Consider the following 14,312-nt stretch of genomic DNA (forward strand, 5'->3'; position numbering starts at 1 on the left):
CAAAACCCGACTCGCAATTTCGACGGGCCGTTTTCGAGGCTGCGAGCCGGTTGCCCCATGAAGCGGGCAGAAGGGTCGGGTCCTTACTTGACCACGATAGCCACCGTACCCGACTGGTATCGTTTCACTTCGGAGCCGGCCTTGATGCCGGTCGCGTTGACGGCCCGCGTCGGGACCTGCCTTTTGCACTGGTCGCTCATACGGCTGGAGAGGCCGCCGTCGGAGTAACTCACGATACCGGATGAGGGCAGACGCCCCGAAATGCTTGCGAAACTCGGCGCTGCCGCGCCGCATCCGTCAGCCCTGTAGGCGGTGATATGTTTTGTCTGGCCGACGGACAGTTCGAGTGTCCTGTCCGCGCTGCCGGCGCTGACGCAACCGGCGAGTGGAACCAACACCAGGAGTGCGAGGCGATTGTACATGTCTGGTATTCCCTTGATCGTTGCCTGCGACGAGGGCGCGATACGCCCTGATCGTGTGGCGCAGCTTGTTCGATTTTCGAGCCTCGTCTTCCGCAAAAAGAGGCTATTGCCGGAAACTACGGAAAAAGCCGCGATCTGATCGCTTGCCATTCCCGGAAACTGGCGGAAAATACTCCCAGGTCTGTAAAGGGGAACTTGGGGCATGGGCAGAGGGGGCGGGAGCGATGTCAAAGCCTGGCACGAACTGTTCGATGCGCTCTGCAACCAGCGCGGCTGGTATGACGACAAGCATCTGGCGAGCGCGTTGTGCACTCGCTTCGGCAAGACGAAGCGCCAGGATTTCGAAGCCGCGAAGAAGAAGGTGCGCGGCTGGCGGGCAGGGCGACGGCTGCCGCTGAGACGGAATCTTGCCGCGCTGGCGCAACTGCTCGAGGTGGCGCGCGATCCCGGACTGGAGCGTCAGTGGTTGGAGCTCTATCGCCGCGCGGCGGCGCCGAATGCTGCCGGGGTCGCGCCCGTCGTGTCACAAGGCGCCGATCGAAGCGGGCTTCGGATCGGCGGCGGCTGGGCACTGGCGGGCATGGCTCTCCTGCTGGGCACGGGCGTTGTCTACGCCGCCGTGGCGAACAGCAGGCAAGCCGCGCTCGCCGCCCTCCCTCAGGTGAATTTCGAGGGATATGTCCGGATACCCGTAGGCGCCAGCCATCTCATCCACGGCGCGCTGGAAAGCTGCGAGAGCGACGCGCCCGGCTGGGAGGAGGTCGTCGCCACGCTGCCCCAAACACCCTACGGCGCATTTTCCGACGGCGGCATCGCCCGGAAGGTGGTCAGGCGCTGCGGCGCGGAGAAACTGGTCAGGGGTGTGAGGTTCACCGGTGTCGCGCCGGGAACCGCGGAGCTGAGGCTGTTCGGCGACTACATCAAGGTCGACGTGGTGACGATACGGCCGGAAGCCGCAATCGAAGGGAAATGACGTGTCAGAACAACGCTACGACCACATCAATCGCTGGAACGTCCTTCTGGACGAACTGTGCAACCGTGCCGGCTTCGTCGATACGGCATCGCTCGCCGCCCGCTTCTGCGAACTGTCCAACAATGGCGGGCAGCGGGATTTCGACACGGCCCTGCGAAATCTGAACAACTGGCGATCGGGCAGGCACGTGCCGCGCCTGCGCAGCCTGCGGGTGCTGGAGCAGTTGCTTGGCGTCGATGACGACCCCGAGCTGACGACGCGGTGGCATGTGCTCTACCGGCAGGCACGGGAGGCCGAGGAGGACGACGAGCCGGCAGTGACGGCAGCGGCGCAGGCGGCTGAGGGACGAGGCGGTCGCGCGTGGTTCGACATGAGAACCGCGGCAGGCGGTGCGCTGTTGTTCTGCCTCGGCGTAGGCGCCGGCGCGCTGTTCACCTCCGACTGGCGACCTTGGAGTCTGGTGCCGGCCGACGCGCCGCTCGTCGAATACTCGCCCGAGTTTCGGATCGCCGTCGGCGAAAGTCGCATCATCCATTCCGAGCGCGGCGATTGCGGCAAGCTGCCGCGCGATTGGCCGGACGTCGCCAACTCCCTGCCGGTGACGCAGACGGGCACCTTCTCCGATGGCGGCCTCGCCCGACGCAACAGCAAGTTCTGCAAGGGCGAGACGCCTGCACGCGCCATCGTCTTCACGGCGACGCAAGCGGGTGTCGAGGAGTTCCTGATCCAGGGCGACTTCTTCCGGATCACGGTAGCCGAAGCAGGCGCGCAGGCCGAGGCCGTGACGCAGTAGGCTTTGGTTCTATGGCACGATGAGCGTGCCCGCGCCGTGTTCGGTGAAGAGTTCGAGCAACACGGCATGCGGCGTCTTGCCGTTGAGGATGACGACGCCTTCGACGCCGCGCTCGATCGCTTCGATGCAGGTTTCGACCTTGGGGATCATGCCGCCGGATATGGTGCCGTCCGCGATCAGCGCTTTTGCTTCCGTAACGGTCAGCTCGTCGATGAGCTTCTTGTCCTTGTCGAGCACGCCCGGCACGTCGGTGAGAAAGAGCAGGCGCGAGGCGTTGAGCGCGCCCGCGATCGCGCCGGCGAAGGTGTCGGCATTGATGTTGTAGGTGTGGCCGTCGCGGCCCGGTGCAACCGGCGCGATGACCGGGATCATCTCGGAGCGTGCGAGAAGGTCGAGCAGCGTGCGGTCGACCTCGACAGGCTCGCCGACGAAACCGAGGTCGAGCACGCGCTCGATGTTGGAATCGGGATCGCGGAAGGTCTTGTGGGCCTTCTGGGCGAAGACCATGTTGCCGTCCTTGCCGCACAGGCCGATCGCCCATTCGCCTTCGGCGTTGATGAGGGCGACGATCTCCTTGTTGATGGAGCCCGCAAGGACCATCTCGACGATCTCGACGGTCTTGCGGTCGGTGACGCGCAGGCCGCCTTCGAATTTCGACTCGATGCCCATCTTGGTCAGCATCGCGCCGATCTGCGGCCCGCCACCGTGGACGACGATCGGATTGACGCCCGACTGCTTCAAGAGCGCGATATCGCGCGCGAACGCCTTGCCGAGTTCGAGGTCGCCCATGGCATGTCCGCCATACTTCACGACGACGGTCTTGTTCTCGTATCGCTGCATATAGGGCAGCGCTGCGGAGAGAAGGCGCGCCTGCTCGGCTGCGGTGGCAAGCTGGTCGTTCGTCATGATGTCCTCGGGCAGGGTCAAAATGTCGGCGCGGTCTTAGCTTCAATGCCGGGTATGCGCAATGGAAAGCCAAGTTCAAACGGCCGTTTAAGCCGTTTCAGGGCGTGAGCAGAGGCGCCCGCCGATCTTTCCAGCCGGATATCGTCTCCATCTGCGCGGCAAGCGAGAACAGCGTTTCCTCGTCGCCGAGCCGGCCCGCGGCCTGAATGCCGAGCGGCAGGCCGGCAGCGGTGACGTGCACCGGCAGGGCGATCGCGGGCTGGCCGGTGACGTTCTGGATCGCCGGCCAAGGCGTGAACCAGAGGCTCTTGTCCATCAATTGGCCGAAAATGCCGTCGCGCTTAAGGAGCCGTGTGAGGTGAAGCTTGTCGAGGAGGTTCTCAATGTGCTCGTCGGCCCCTGCGGGATCGAGCCCGCCCACCGGGACAGGCGGGTGCGCGATGATCGGCATCAGCACGGCGTCGAACCGTGCCGTTTCGGTCAGGAGGCTGCGCGATGCGGCATGCAGCCGTTCGACGGCCGCATAAATCTCCCCCGCCGACAGCACCTCGCCGAGGCGGGCCAAAACGCGCGTGGCGCGCTCCACGTCACCGGCGACGTTTCGGCCGATCCGGCGGGCCTCCATGCGAAGGGTGCCTGCCATCGACGCCGCGACGACACGGCAGAAATTGGCCATGAACGCCCGGTCGACCATTGGCAGATCGATCTCCTCGACGCTGTGCCCGCCCTCTTTCGCCAGCGCGATCGCGGTGTCGAGGGCGGCGAGCGTCTCCCATGAAATGTCGAGGCCGAGTGGTGACCCGCGATAGACGCCAAGCTTCAGCCTGCCGGGACCGCGCGATGCTGCCTCGATGAATGTGCCGCGTGAAGGCCGTGCGACGTAGGGCGCCAAGGCGTCCGGGCCGTGCGTCAAATCGAGCAGCAGCGCGCTGTCGCGAACGGAGCGTGTCACGGCATGATCGACGACGAAACCGTACCAGGACTCGCTTGCCAGCGGCGTCAGCGGAATGCGGCCGCGCGAGACCTTCATGCCGACGAGGCCGGTGTTGGCGGATGGCACGCGTATCGATCCGCCGCCATCCGAGGCATGCGCGGCGGGCACGATGCCGGCTGCAACCAGCGCCGAGGCTCCGCCCGATGAACCGCCCGTCGTGTGAGCGGTGTTCCACGGGCTGCGCGTCGCGCCGAAGGCGGCGGATTCGGTGACGAGGCGAAGCCCGAATTCCGGCGAGGTGCTGGTGGCGATCGGTATCAGTCCGGCGGCGAGATAGCGCTCCGTCAGAACGGAATCGAAATCGGGTGTGAAAGCGGGAATCCGGCTGCCCTGATGCGTCGGAACGCCGGCCTGCGCGATGCCCAGATCCTTGATCGCGAAAGGCACGCCGGCCAGCGGCGCCGTGCGGTCGACGGTCCCGGCACGCGTTCTGGCGCGGTCGTAGAGCTTTTCCGCGATCGCATTGATCTGCGGATTGACGCGCTCCGCGCGCGCTATGGATGCGTCGACGGCTTCGACCGGCGACAGGTCGCCGGCCTTGATGCGCTCGGCAAGGCCGGTCGCGTCTTCCTCCCAGATGAGCTTTTCGATCGACATGTCGCCTTGGCTTCCCCCGCATAAGCTAGCACGCTAGCGCCCGCGCGCCGGAGGTGCAACGAGACGCCTAAATGCGCGGGCATCGACAGGCGGCCATTGCCAAGCAGGGGCGCGGCGCTACTTTCTCCCAGGAATGACCACGATACAGACAACACCGCACGATATCACGAAGCTGATCGTCCGCGTATCGCTGCGCGACCGCGCCGCATTCGACAAACTGTATCGCAACACCAGCGGGAAACTTTTCGGCGTTTGCCTCCGTGTCTTGAGCGACAGGGCCGAGGCCGAAGAGGCATTGCAAGAGGTTTACGTGAAGATCTGGACCAAGGCGGACCGTTTCGCCGTGTCGGATCTCAGCCCGATATCGTGGCTGGTGGCGATTGCCAGAAACCATTGTATCGACCGATTGCGGACGCGCCGCCAGAAGACCACGGACATCGCCGCCGCCATCGATGTGGCGGATCCGAATCCGGGACCGGAAGCGCTCGCCGTCGCGGGCGGAGAACGAGAGCGGATTCATTCGTGCCTCGAAGAACTGGACGATGATCGTGCGGCGGCGGTGCGTGGCGCCTATCTGTCGGGTGACAGCTATGTCGATCTGGCCGAGCGCTTCTCGGTCCCGCTCAATACGATGAGAACCTGGCTGCGCCGCAGCCTGATGAAACTGAGGGAATGTCTCGAGCGATGAACGCGGGCAACGAAGACGAACTGGGACACGGAGGCGACGACATGCTCGCCGCCGAGTACGTCCTTGGCGTCCTGCCTGCGGACGAAAGGCGCGAGGCGGCTGCGCGTGTCGAGCAGGATGCGGACTTCGCGCGCCTCGTCGACGGCTGGGAAGACCGGCTTTCGCCCCTCAATGAATTCTACCCGCCGGTCGAGGCGCCTGCCGCGGTCAAGCAGCGGCTCGATGAACGGCTGTTTGCCAATCCGGCCCCTGCGACCGCGGCGACCCCGTTGGGTCGCGGTCTGGCGTTCTGGCGCGGGCTTGCGATCGTCGCGGTCGCCGGCCTGATCGCGCTCGGCGTGTGGACGGCAGCGCTGTTCCTCGAGCCGTCCGGCGTCGCGCCCGCGAACCGGCTGGTCGCTTCGCTGGCGAGCGACGAGAGCGACGTTCGTTATCTCGTGGTCTATGACGGCGATACCGGCGAAATCTCGATGTCCCACGTCGACGGCGCCCGCGCGCCCGAACGCGATTTCGAGCTTTGGGTCATCGGCGGTGACGAGGTTCTGTCGCTGGGCGTCGTCCCGGAAGGCGGGACCGTGCATCTGCCGGTGACGCCTGAACTGCGCCGGAAGATCGCGGCCGGCGCCCAGTTCGCCATCACGCTCGAGCCTCTGGGCGGTTCGCCGACCGGGCAGGCAACCGGCCCGATCGTTGCCGCCGGCGATTTGCGCACGATCTGACGACGACCCCAACAGGATCGACCGCCAAAGCGGGCTGCACCGCAGCCCGCTGCGATGCTTTTCGTCAGCGTCCGGCGACGCAATCCACGAACATTCGCCATCACTCAGTCATCAACCAAACGTGACTGCGAAACTAAATTCGCCATCAACGCGTGACTGCACCTGTCCCCACCCGAAAGGGATCAATTGAGAGGAGTTACAGGTATGCGTAAGTTCACATCCACTATTCTTGCAGGCGCGGTTGCACTCAGTGTCTTCGGCGGAATTGCCTACGCCCAGGACAACCCGATGGTCGGTGGCGCGGAAATGTTCGCTGACAAGAACATCGTCGAGAACGCAGCGAACTCGGCAGACCACACGACGCTCGTTGCCGCCGTGCAGGCCGCTGGCCTCGCGGAAACGCTCTCCGGCGCAGGCCCCTTCACCGTCTTCGCTCCGACCAACGAAGCGTTTGAAGCTCTTCCGGCCGGCACCGTCGACACGTTGCTGAAGCCTGAAAACAAGGATCAGCTCACCAAGGTCCTGACCTGTCACGTCGTTGCCGCGGACGCGATGTCCGCCGCGATCGGCAAGATGATCACCGACGATGGCGGCACGCATGCCGTCAAGACCGTCGGCGGCTGCACGTTGCAGGCAAAGATGGACGGCGACAAGATCACCCTGACCGATGAGACCGGCGGCGTCGCGAATGTGACCATCGCGGACGTGAAGCAGTCGAACGGCGTCATCCACGTCATCGACAAGGTTCTTCTGCCTGCCGGCTGATCGACCTCAGTGACCCCCACGATCGCGCGGATCGAGCGCCCTTCCAAGTGCCCGCGCGATCGGACGTCCCGCCCAGCCACATAGCACCAGTGACATATGGGCGGGGCGTCACTTCTTCCTCGCCGATGCATAGGGCGGCTGCTCAACATCAGTTGATTGCCTCGCGATCAGGAAATTCGCTATCCTGATCGAAATCCAGGAGGAATTCCCCATGAGACGTCGTGACCTGCTGCTAAGCGGCGTAGGCCTCGTTGCCGTGATGACGGGCGGAGCATCGCTCTGGCTGATGCGCACCGGCGGACCCGCGATCGCGGCTGCCGACGGCAATTTCGAAGTGACCAGGACCGAGGCGGAGTGGCGCGCCGTTCTGGATGACGCGCAGTACAGGGTGCTGCGCGAGGAGGGAACCGAACCTGCCTTCACAAGCGCGCTCAACGACGAGAAGCGTGCGGGCATGTTCCACTGCGCCGGCTGCGACTTAGCTGCATACTCGTCCGAAAAGAAATACGATTCCGGCACCGGCTGGCCGAGTTTCTGGGATTCGGAAGCGGATGCGATCGGGACCAAGCAAGACAACACGCTGTTCATGACCCGCACCGAATGCCACTGCCGTCGCTGCGGCGGACATTTCGGCCACATCTTCAACGACGGTCCGCAGCCCACCGGCCTGCGCCATTGCCTGAACGGCTTGGCATTGACCTTCAAGCCTGCTGCTGTCTGATTGGGCGCGAGGGCACGGCTGCCGTAACGCGCTCGGCGTTGCGGCAGCCGTTCTCGTTCATGAGTATGCGCGAAATGCACGCGACGGCTGCCGTCTGCGCCAAGAACGGCGTGCAAGTGGTTCTTTTTCTGCCCGACATCGGCTTTATTGAACGGCAATGGCAGACACGATCACGATAGCCGCGAGCAGCTCGAATCCCTGGCGCACCGAAATCCGCGCCATGCTCGCGCTTGCGTGGCCGATGGTCCTAACGAATCTCGGCCAAACCGCGATGACGGCGACCGACGTGATGATGATGGGCCGGCTCGGGCCCTCATCCCTTGCCGCCGGTACGCTGGGCGCCAATCTCTATTTCTCACCGATGATCTTCGGACTTGGATTGATCCTTGCCGTCGCGCCGATGATCGCGTTCGAACTCGGCCGCAAGTGGCACTCCGTGCGTGACGTGCGCCGCACGGTGCGGCAAGGCCTGTGGATCGCGGTCGTCGTCACCGTGCCGATCTGGGCTCTCCTCTGGCACACCGAGGGTATTCTCGTCGCGATGGGGCAGGACCCGGCTCTGTCCGCCGATGCCGGCCGCTACATCCGCGTCATGCAGTGGTCGACATTGCCGTTTTACTGGTTCGTGGTGTTGCGATCGTTCATCCAGGCGCTCGAGCGCCCGGTCTGGGCGCTGGCGGTCGTGTTCGTCGCGGTCGCCTTCAACGTTCTCGCCAACTGGTGCCTCGTCTTCGGACACCTCGGATTTCCGGCGCTCGGCATCGTCGGATCGGGCCTTGCCCACACGCTGGCGAGCATACTGATGTTCGCCGGCATGGTCGTCGTGGTGCTGCGCGACAGGCGTTTCCGGCGCTACCGCCTGTTCGGGCGGTTCTGGCGGGCCGACTGGCCGCGTTTCGTCGACATGCTCAAACTGGGGTTGCCGATCGCCGGCATCCTGACCTTCGAGGTCACGATCTTCAACGCCGCCGCGCTTCTGATGGGCCTGATCGACGCCGTGTCGCTGGCGGCGCACGCGATAGCGATCCAGTTGGCGTCGATCGCCTTCATGGTTCCGATGGGGCTGGGTCAGGCGGCGACCGTCCGCGTCGGCCGGGCGTTCGGAGCCGGAAACCATGCCGGCGTGACCCGCGCGGGATGGACCGCCTTCGTGATGGGCATCGGCTTCATGGCCTGCATGGCCCTCGTCATGCTCTTCGCACCGCGCTTGCTGATCGCGGCCTTCATCGATCTGAGCGACCCGGCCAATTTGCCGGTCATCAATCTGGCGATCACGTTCCTCGCGCTAGCCGCACTTTTCCAGATTGTCGATGGTGCGCAGGCGGTCGGCGGCGGCATGCTGCGTGGTTTGCAGGATACGACGGTGCCGATGATCTACGCGGCGATCGGCTATTGGGGCGTCGGCATGCCGATGGGCGCATGGCTGGCGTTCGGGATGGATTTCGGCGGCGTGGGCATCTGGCTCGGCCTGTCGACGGGCCTTGCCGTCGTCGCCGTGCTGCTGATGAGCCGCTGGCTCAAGCGCGACCGTCTGATTGCCGGCAGCATCGACGAACAACCATCGACGCTGCCGCCCCTCGCGGAAACGATCGGCGCACCGCGCGCCGAGGCGTGAACCACCTCTACAGCGGCTTTTTGATCAACCGCGCGATGACGCCGACGATGCCTTCCCGGAAGAGCATGACGGAGATGACGAAGATCACGCCCTGGATGATGGTGACCCATGCGCCGAAGGTGGCGAGGTAGTTCTGCATGGTGACGATGATGGCCGCGCCGACGATCGGGCCGAACACCGTTCCCATGCCGCCGAGCAGCGTCATCAGCACCACTTCGCCCGACATCGTCCAGTAGACGTCCGTCAGGGAGGCGAGCTGGAAGACGATCGCCTTCGTCGCGCCGGCAAGGCCGGCAAGGCCGGCCGACAGGACGAAGACCATCAGCTTGTAGCGATTGACGCGGTAGCCGAGCGAGACGGCGCGGGGTTCGTTCTCGCGGATCGCCTTCAGCACCTGCCCGAACGGCGAGTGGATGATGCGGTAGATCGCGAGGAGCCCTGCGAAGGTGATGACCAGCACCGCGAAATAGAGCGTGAAGTCCGACCGCAGGCTGAACACGCCGAAGAGGTCGCCGCGCGGCACGTTCTGGATGCCGTCCTCGCCGCCCGTGAAGGGCGCCTGCACGGAGAAGAAGAACACCATCTGCGCGAAGGCCAGCGTCACCATCGCGAAATAGATGCCCTGGCGGCGGATCGCCAGCGATCCGATGGCAAGGCCGAGAACGGCAGCACCGAGCGTGCCTGTCAGGATGGCGAGTTCCGGGGTCAATCCCCACACCTTCGCGGCGTGCGCCGACACATAGGCCGCCCCGCCGAAATAGGCCGCGTGGCCGAATGACAGGAGACCGCCGAAGCCCAGAAGAAGGTTGAACGCGCAGGCAAACAGCGCGAAGCACAGCACCTTCATCAAAAAGACGGGATAGAGGAAGAACGGCGCGGCCAGCGCGATCAGAAGCAGGCCGGCAAAGATCGCGATGTGATGCGCCGGCATCGAGCCCCGGACCTGATGGGCGACGATCGGGGTTTCGGACGTGTCGGTGACGGCGCTCATTATGCGGCCCTCCCGAACAGTCCGGCGGGTTTGACCAGGAGCACGATGGCCATGATGACGAAGATGACCACTGCGGATCCTTCAGGATAGAAGACGCGCGTCAGACCCTCGATCAATCCCAGCCCGAAGCCGGTGACGATCGATCCGAGGATCGAGCCCATGCCGCCGATGACGACCACGGCGAAGACGATGATGATGAGATCCGCGCCCATGTTCGGGTTGACCGCGTAGATCGGCGCGGCGAGAACGCCGGCGAAGCCGGCAAGCGCGACGCCGAAGCCGTAGGTCAGGGTGATCATCAGCGGGACGTTGATGCCGAAGGCGCCGACAAGCGTGGGGTTTTCGGTCGCTGCGCGCAGATAGGCGCCGAGCCTTGTCTTCTCGATGACGAACCACGTGCCGATGCAGACGACGAGCGAGGCGACGACGACCCAGCCGCGGTAATTGGGCAGGAACATGAAGCCGAGATTCTGCGCGCCGGCGAGTTGCGGCGGGATCGAATAGGGCATTCCGGATATGCCGTAATAGTTGCGGAACAGGCCCTGGATGATCAGCGCGAGGCCGAATGTCAGAAGCAGGCCGTAGAGATGGTCGAGGTGGTAGAGCCGGGATATCAAGAGCCGTTCGAGGATGATGCCGGTGATGCCGACGACGATCGGCACCAGCAGCAGCGCCCACCAGTAGCTTATTCCGAGATAGTTGAGCGCCATCCACGCCACGAAGGCGCCCATCATGTACTGCGCGCCATGCGTGAAGTTGATGATGTTGAGCAGGCCGAAGATGATCGCGAGGCCAAGCGACAGCATGGCGTAGAACGCGCCGTTGATCAGCCCAAGCAGAAGCTGGCTGAACAATGCCTGCGCCGGAATTCCCAAAAGTTCGAACATGCGCCCGTCCTGCCGGTTTCGAAAGGATGCGGCGCGCCGTCAGATCGGCGCGCCGCTTTGTCGGAAGCGCTTACTGCACCAGCGGGCAGTTGCCGTCTTCAAGCGGACGGAATGCCTTGTCGGCCGGGATCGTGGCGACGGTTTCGTAGTAGTCCCACGGTCCTTCAGACTGGTCCGGCTTCTTCACCCGGAACAGATAGGCGTCATGCATCTTGCGGCCGTCCTCGCGAATGACGCCCTTGCCGAACAGCGGATCGTCGGTCGGCAGTTCCTTCATCTTGGCGACGACTGCCTTTGCGTCGTCCTTGCTGCCGAGAGCCTCGACGGCCTTGAGATAATGGAGCGCGCCGGCATAGACGCCCGCCTGCACCATCGAAGGCTTCTTGCCCATCTTCTCTTCATAGCGCGCGGACCATTCGCGCGTCTGGTCGTTCAGGTTCCAGTAGAAGCTTTCCGTCAGCACGAGGCCCTGCGCGGTTTCGAGACCGAGCGAATGGATGTCGTTGATGAAGACGAGCAGGCCGGCGAGTGCCTGACCGCCCTGCGTGATGCCGAATTCGGACGCCTGCTTGATGGAGTTGATCGTGTCGCCGCCGGCATTGGCGAGGCCGATGACCTGTGCGCCCGACGCTTGCGCCTGCAACAGGAACGACGAGAAGTCGGTGCCGGGGAAGGGAGTCCGGACGCTGCCGAGCACCTCGCCGCCGGCCTCGGTGACGACCGCGGACGTGTCGCGCTCGAGTGCGTGGCCGAACGCGTAGTCAGCCGTGACGAAGAACCAGGTCTTGCCGCCATTGGCGACCATCGCGCCGCCGGTGCCGTGCGCGAGTTCCCACGTGTCGTATGTCCAGTGGACCGTGTTCGGCGAGCAGGCCGGGCCGGTGAGGTCGGACGTCGCCGCGCCGGAATTGATGAAGATCTTGTCCTTCTCGCGGGTGATGTCGTTGACCGCGAGCGCGACCGACGAGGTGGGAACGTCGAGAATGACGTCGACGCCATCCTGATCATACCACTGGCGCGCGATGTTCGATCCGACATCGGGCTTGTTCTGGTGATCGGCGGAGACGATCTCGACCTTGATGCCCTTTCCTTCGGCGCCGAAATCCTCGGCAGCCATCTGCGCGGCGATGACGGAACCCTCACCGGCGATGTCCGCATAGATGCCCGAACGGTCGTTGAGCACGCCGAGCTTCACCGAAATGTCCTGGGCGTACGCCGCCGAGGCCATCATCATCGCCCCAAGCGAGGCCAGTACAAAACCTGTCTTCCTCATTGCATTCTCCTCCATTGCGGCGCCTGGGCGCCTTCTCCCGTGGACTACACGCCGAGATAGGTGTGCAGCTTCTTCATGTTCGCCTCGAGGTCCTCGTTGGGGATCATGTCGATGACACGCCCCTGCTCGACGATGAAGTGCCGGTCCGCGACGGATGCCGCGAAGCGAAAATTCTGCTCGACCAGCACGATCGTGAAGCCCTCCTGCTTCAGTCGCGTGATGGTCCGCCCGATCTGCTGGACGATGACGGGCGCCAGACCTTCGGTCGGCTCGTCCAGCAACAGCATCTTCGCGCCGGTGCGCAGGATGCGGCCGATGGCCAGCATCTGCTGTTCGCCGCCCGAAAGTTTGGTGCCCTGGCTGGCCAGCCGCTCCTTGAGATTGGGGAAGAGCTCGAACACCTGCTCGACGCTGAGGCCGCCCGGCTTGACCCTGGGCGGGAGCATCAGGTTCTCCTCGACCGAGAGCGACGAGAAGACGCCGCGCTCCTCGGGGCAGTATGCGATGCCGGCCCGTGCCACCCAGCGTGCCGGACGGTGCATCAGCTCGTCGCCCTCGAACATCACCGACCCCTTCCGCTTTGGAAGGATGCCCATGATCGACTTCATGGTCGTGGTCTTGCCCGCGCCGTTGCGTCCGAGAAGCGTTACGACCTCGCCGGGGCGAACGTCGAAATTGATGCCGTGGAGCACGTGGCTCTCGCCGTACCAGGCTTCGAGGTCCTTCACGACCAGCAGCGGCGCTGCGTCGTTCGCGGATGAGAGGCGTGCCGGGGCGAGTGCTGCGTCAGCCATGTCCGGCTCCGATATAGGCTTCGATCACGCGGGGGTCCTTCGACACGGTGGCATAGTCGCCCTCGGCCAGAACCTTGCCGCGCGCGAGGACCGTGATCGTGTCCGACAGCGTCGCGACGACCGAAAGATTGTGCTCGACCATCAGGATGGTGCGGTTGGCGGAGATGCGCCGGATCAACGCCGAGATGCGCTCCACGTCTTCCTGCGCCATGCCGGCCATCGGCTCGTCGAGAAGCAGCATGTCGGGATCGAGCGCCAATGTCGTGGCGATCTCCAGGGCGCGTTTGCGGCCGTAGGACAGGTCGCTTGCGAACGTGTCAGAAAATTCGCTCAGGCCGACATCCGCCAGAAGCGCCCGCGCCTGATCGTCATATTCGGCCAAGACCTTCTGGGAGCGCCAGAAGTCGAAGCTGTCGCCGCGCTTGCGCTGCAAGGCGATGCGCACGTTCTCCATGGCGGTGAGATGCGGGAAGACCGCCGAAATCTGGAACGACCGGACGAGCCCCAGCCGCGCGATGTCGGCGGACGACATCGCGGTGATGTCCGTTCCGTTGTAGGTGATCGTCCCTTTTGTCAGGGGGAGAAACTTGGTCAGCAGGTTGAAGCACGTCGTCTTGCCGGCGCCATTGGGGCCGATGAGCGCATGGATCTGGCCCCTGCGCACATTGAGGTTCACCCCTTCGACAGCAAAGAACCCCTTGAACTCTTTCGTCAGATTCTCTGCGGCCAGAATGACGCCGTCACTCATCCATACCTCACTCACGCGCACGGGACCTGTCATGATCCCAGCTTCATTTTGTGAGCCCTCCTCCCGAGAGGTGCTCCCACCTTTGAAACGCGGTCTCTTGCCGCGCATTGAGGGGAGCATGCACAACGGCCTTCGGCAACGCAAGCTCGTAGAAATACGCTCGATCGCGCTGACCTTGCGGCTTCGCCGGTCTTTCACGGTTCAGGCAGGTTAGGCACGACTAAAGTAGAAGTGTGATAGTGTGAAACACGGTCGCTCTGACGATCGGCGCGCCTTCGCACATCATCATGTCGCGCTGCAATAAGATGTGTTCGACTGATTTCAATGCCGGATGCAACTCGTTTGCGTTCAATCGATTATAGAGCATTCCGCATAATTACGGCCTCGGCCGATACCACGCGAGCCCAATCAATATGAATGTTCACG

Annotated in this window: 15 protein-coding genes; 7 read left to right on the forward strand and 8 right to left on the reverse strand. The window is 64.1% G+C overall.

Translation table 11 applies throughout. The annotated features are described in order from the left end of the window. Nucleotides 1-83: 83 nt before the first annotated feature. Nucleotides 84-422, reverse strand: a complete 339-nt coding sequence (locus AAFN55_RS03345) for a hypothetical protein (protein ID WP_347797460.1) — start codon at nt 420-422, stop codon at nt 84-86. A gap of 202 nt (nt 423-624) precedes the next feature. On the opposite strand from AAFN55_RS03345, the gene AAFN55_RS03350 reads away from it, so the two are divergent. Together AAFN55_RS03350 and AAFN55_RS03355 are read left to right on the forward strand one after the other, a co-directional pair. Beyond that, nucleotides 625-1,395 (forward strand): hypothetical protein, encoded by a 771-nt coding sequence (locus tag AAFN55_RS03350; RefSeq protein ID WP_347797461.1) that lies wholly within the window; start codon nt 625-627, stop codon nt 1,393-1,395. Nucleotide 1,396: 1 nt separating this feature from the next. After that, nucleotides 1,397-2,188 (forward strand): hypothetical protein, encoded by a 792-nt coding sequence (locus AAFN55_RS03355; protein ID WP_347797462.1) that lies wholly within the window; start codon nt 1,397-1,399, stop codon nt 2,186-2,188. Nucleotides 2,189-2,197: 9 nt separating this feature from the next. Here AAFN55_RS03355 and argB read toward each other — a convergent pair whose 3' ends face one another. Together argB and AAFN55_RS03365 are read right to left on the reverse strand one after the other, a co-directional pair. Further along, nucleotides 2,198-3,094, reverse strand: a complete 897-nt coding sequence (gene argB / locus AAFN55_RS03360) for an acetylglutamate kinase (protein ID WP_347797463.1) — start codon at nt 3,092-3,094, stop codon at nt 2,198-2,200. Nucleotides 3,095-3,191: 97 nt separating this feature from the next. After that, complete coding sequence (locus AAFN55_RS03365; protein WP_347797464.1) at nt 3,192-4,685, reverse strand: amidase; 1,494 nt, start codon at nt 4,683-4,685, stop codon at nt 3,192-3,194. Nucleotides 4,686-4,818: 133 nt separating this feature from the next. On the opposite strand from AAFN55_RS03365, the gene AAFN55_RS03370 reads away from it, so the two are divergent. From AAFN55_RS03370 to AAFN55_RS03390, 5 genes are all read left to right on the forward strand, one after another. Next, a complete protein-coding gene (locus tag AAFN55_RS03370; protein ID WP_347797465.1) occupies nt 4,819-5,373 on the forward strand; it encodes a sigma-70 family RNA polymerase sigma factor in 555 nt (184 codons plus the stop codon). Next, the gene (locus AAFN55_RS03375) at nt 5,370-6,092 is read left to right on the forward strand and encodes an anti-sigma factor (protein WP_347797466.1); all 723 of its coding nucleotides are present in this window, start codon (nt 5,370-5,372) and stop codon (nt 6,090-6,092) included. The genes AAFN55_RS03370 and AAFN55_RS03375 overlap by 4 nt, the downstream gene beginning before the upstream one ends. Nucleotides 6,093-6,296: 204 nt before the next feature. Continuing rightward, a complete protein-coding gene (locus AAFN55_RS03380) occupies nt 6,297-6,857 on the forward strand; it encodes a fasciclin domain-containing protein (protein ID WP_347797467.1) in 561 nt (186 codons plus the stop codon). A gap of 211 nt (nt 6,858-7,068) precedes the next feature. Continuing rightward, nucleotides 7,069-7,578 carry a peptide-methionine (R)-S-oxide reductase MsrB gene (gene msrB, locus AAFN55_RS03385; protein ID WP_347797468.1) on the forward strand — a complete coding sequence of 170 codons (510 nt, stop codon included), beginning with the start codon at nt 7,069-7,071 and terminating at the stop codon, nt 7,576-7,578. 220 nt (nt 7,579-7,798) lie between these two features. Next, entirely contained in the window at nt 7,799-9,193 is a 1,395-nt protein-coding gene (locus AAFN55_RS03390) for an MATE family efflux transporter (RefSeq protein ID WP_347800171.1), read from the forward strand. Between the two features lie 7 nt (nt 9,194-9,200). Here AAFN55_RS03390 and AAFN55_RS03395 read toward each other — a convergent pair whose 3' ends face one another. The 5 genes from AAFN55_RS03395 to AAFN55_RS03415 form a co-directional block, all read right to left on the reverse strand. Next, a complete protein-coding gene (locus AAFN55_RS03395) occupies nt 9,201-10,184 on the reverse strand; it encodes a branched-chain amino acid ABC transporter permease (RefSeq protein ID WP_347797469.1) in 984 nt (327 codons plus the stop codon). Then, a complete protein-coding gene (locus AAFN55_RS03400; protein ID WP_347797470.1) occupies nt 10,184-11,071 on the reverse strand; it encodes a branched-chain amino acid ABC transporter permease in 888 nt (295 codons plus the stop codon). Before AAFN55_RS03400 ends, AAFN55_RS03395 begins: the two co-directional genes overlap by 1 nt. A gap of 70 nt (nt 11,072-11,141) precedes the next feature. Further along, a complete protein-coding gene (locus AAFN55_RS03405) occupies nt 11,142-12,344 on the reverse strand; it encodes an ABC transporter substrate-binding protein (RefSeq protein ID WP_347797471.1) in 1,203 nt (400 codons plus the stop codon). Between the two features lie 44 nt (nt 12,345-12,388). After that, entirely contained in the window at nt 12,389-13,138 is a 750-nt protein-coding gene (locus AAFN55_RS03410; RefSeq protein ID WP_347797472.1) for an ABC transporter ATP-binding protein, read from the reverse strand. Next, the gene (locus tag AAFN55_RS03415; RefSeq protein WP_347797473.1) at nt 13,131-13,886 is read right to left on the reverse strand and encodes an ABC transporter ATP-binding protein; all 756 of its coding nucleotides are present in this window, start codon (nt 13,884-13,886) and stop codon (nt 13,131-13,133) included. Before AAFN55_RS03415 ends, AAFN55_RS03410 begins: the two co-directional genes overlap by 8 nt. Between the last annotated feature and the right edge of the window lie 426 nt (nt 13,887-14,312).

The organism is Mesorhizobium sp. CAU 1732 (assembly GCF_039888675.1).
Lineage (GTDB): Bacteria > Pseudomonadota > Alphaproteobacteria > Rhizobiales > Rhizobiaceae > Aerobium.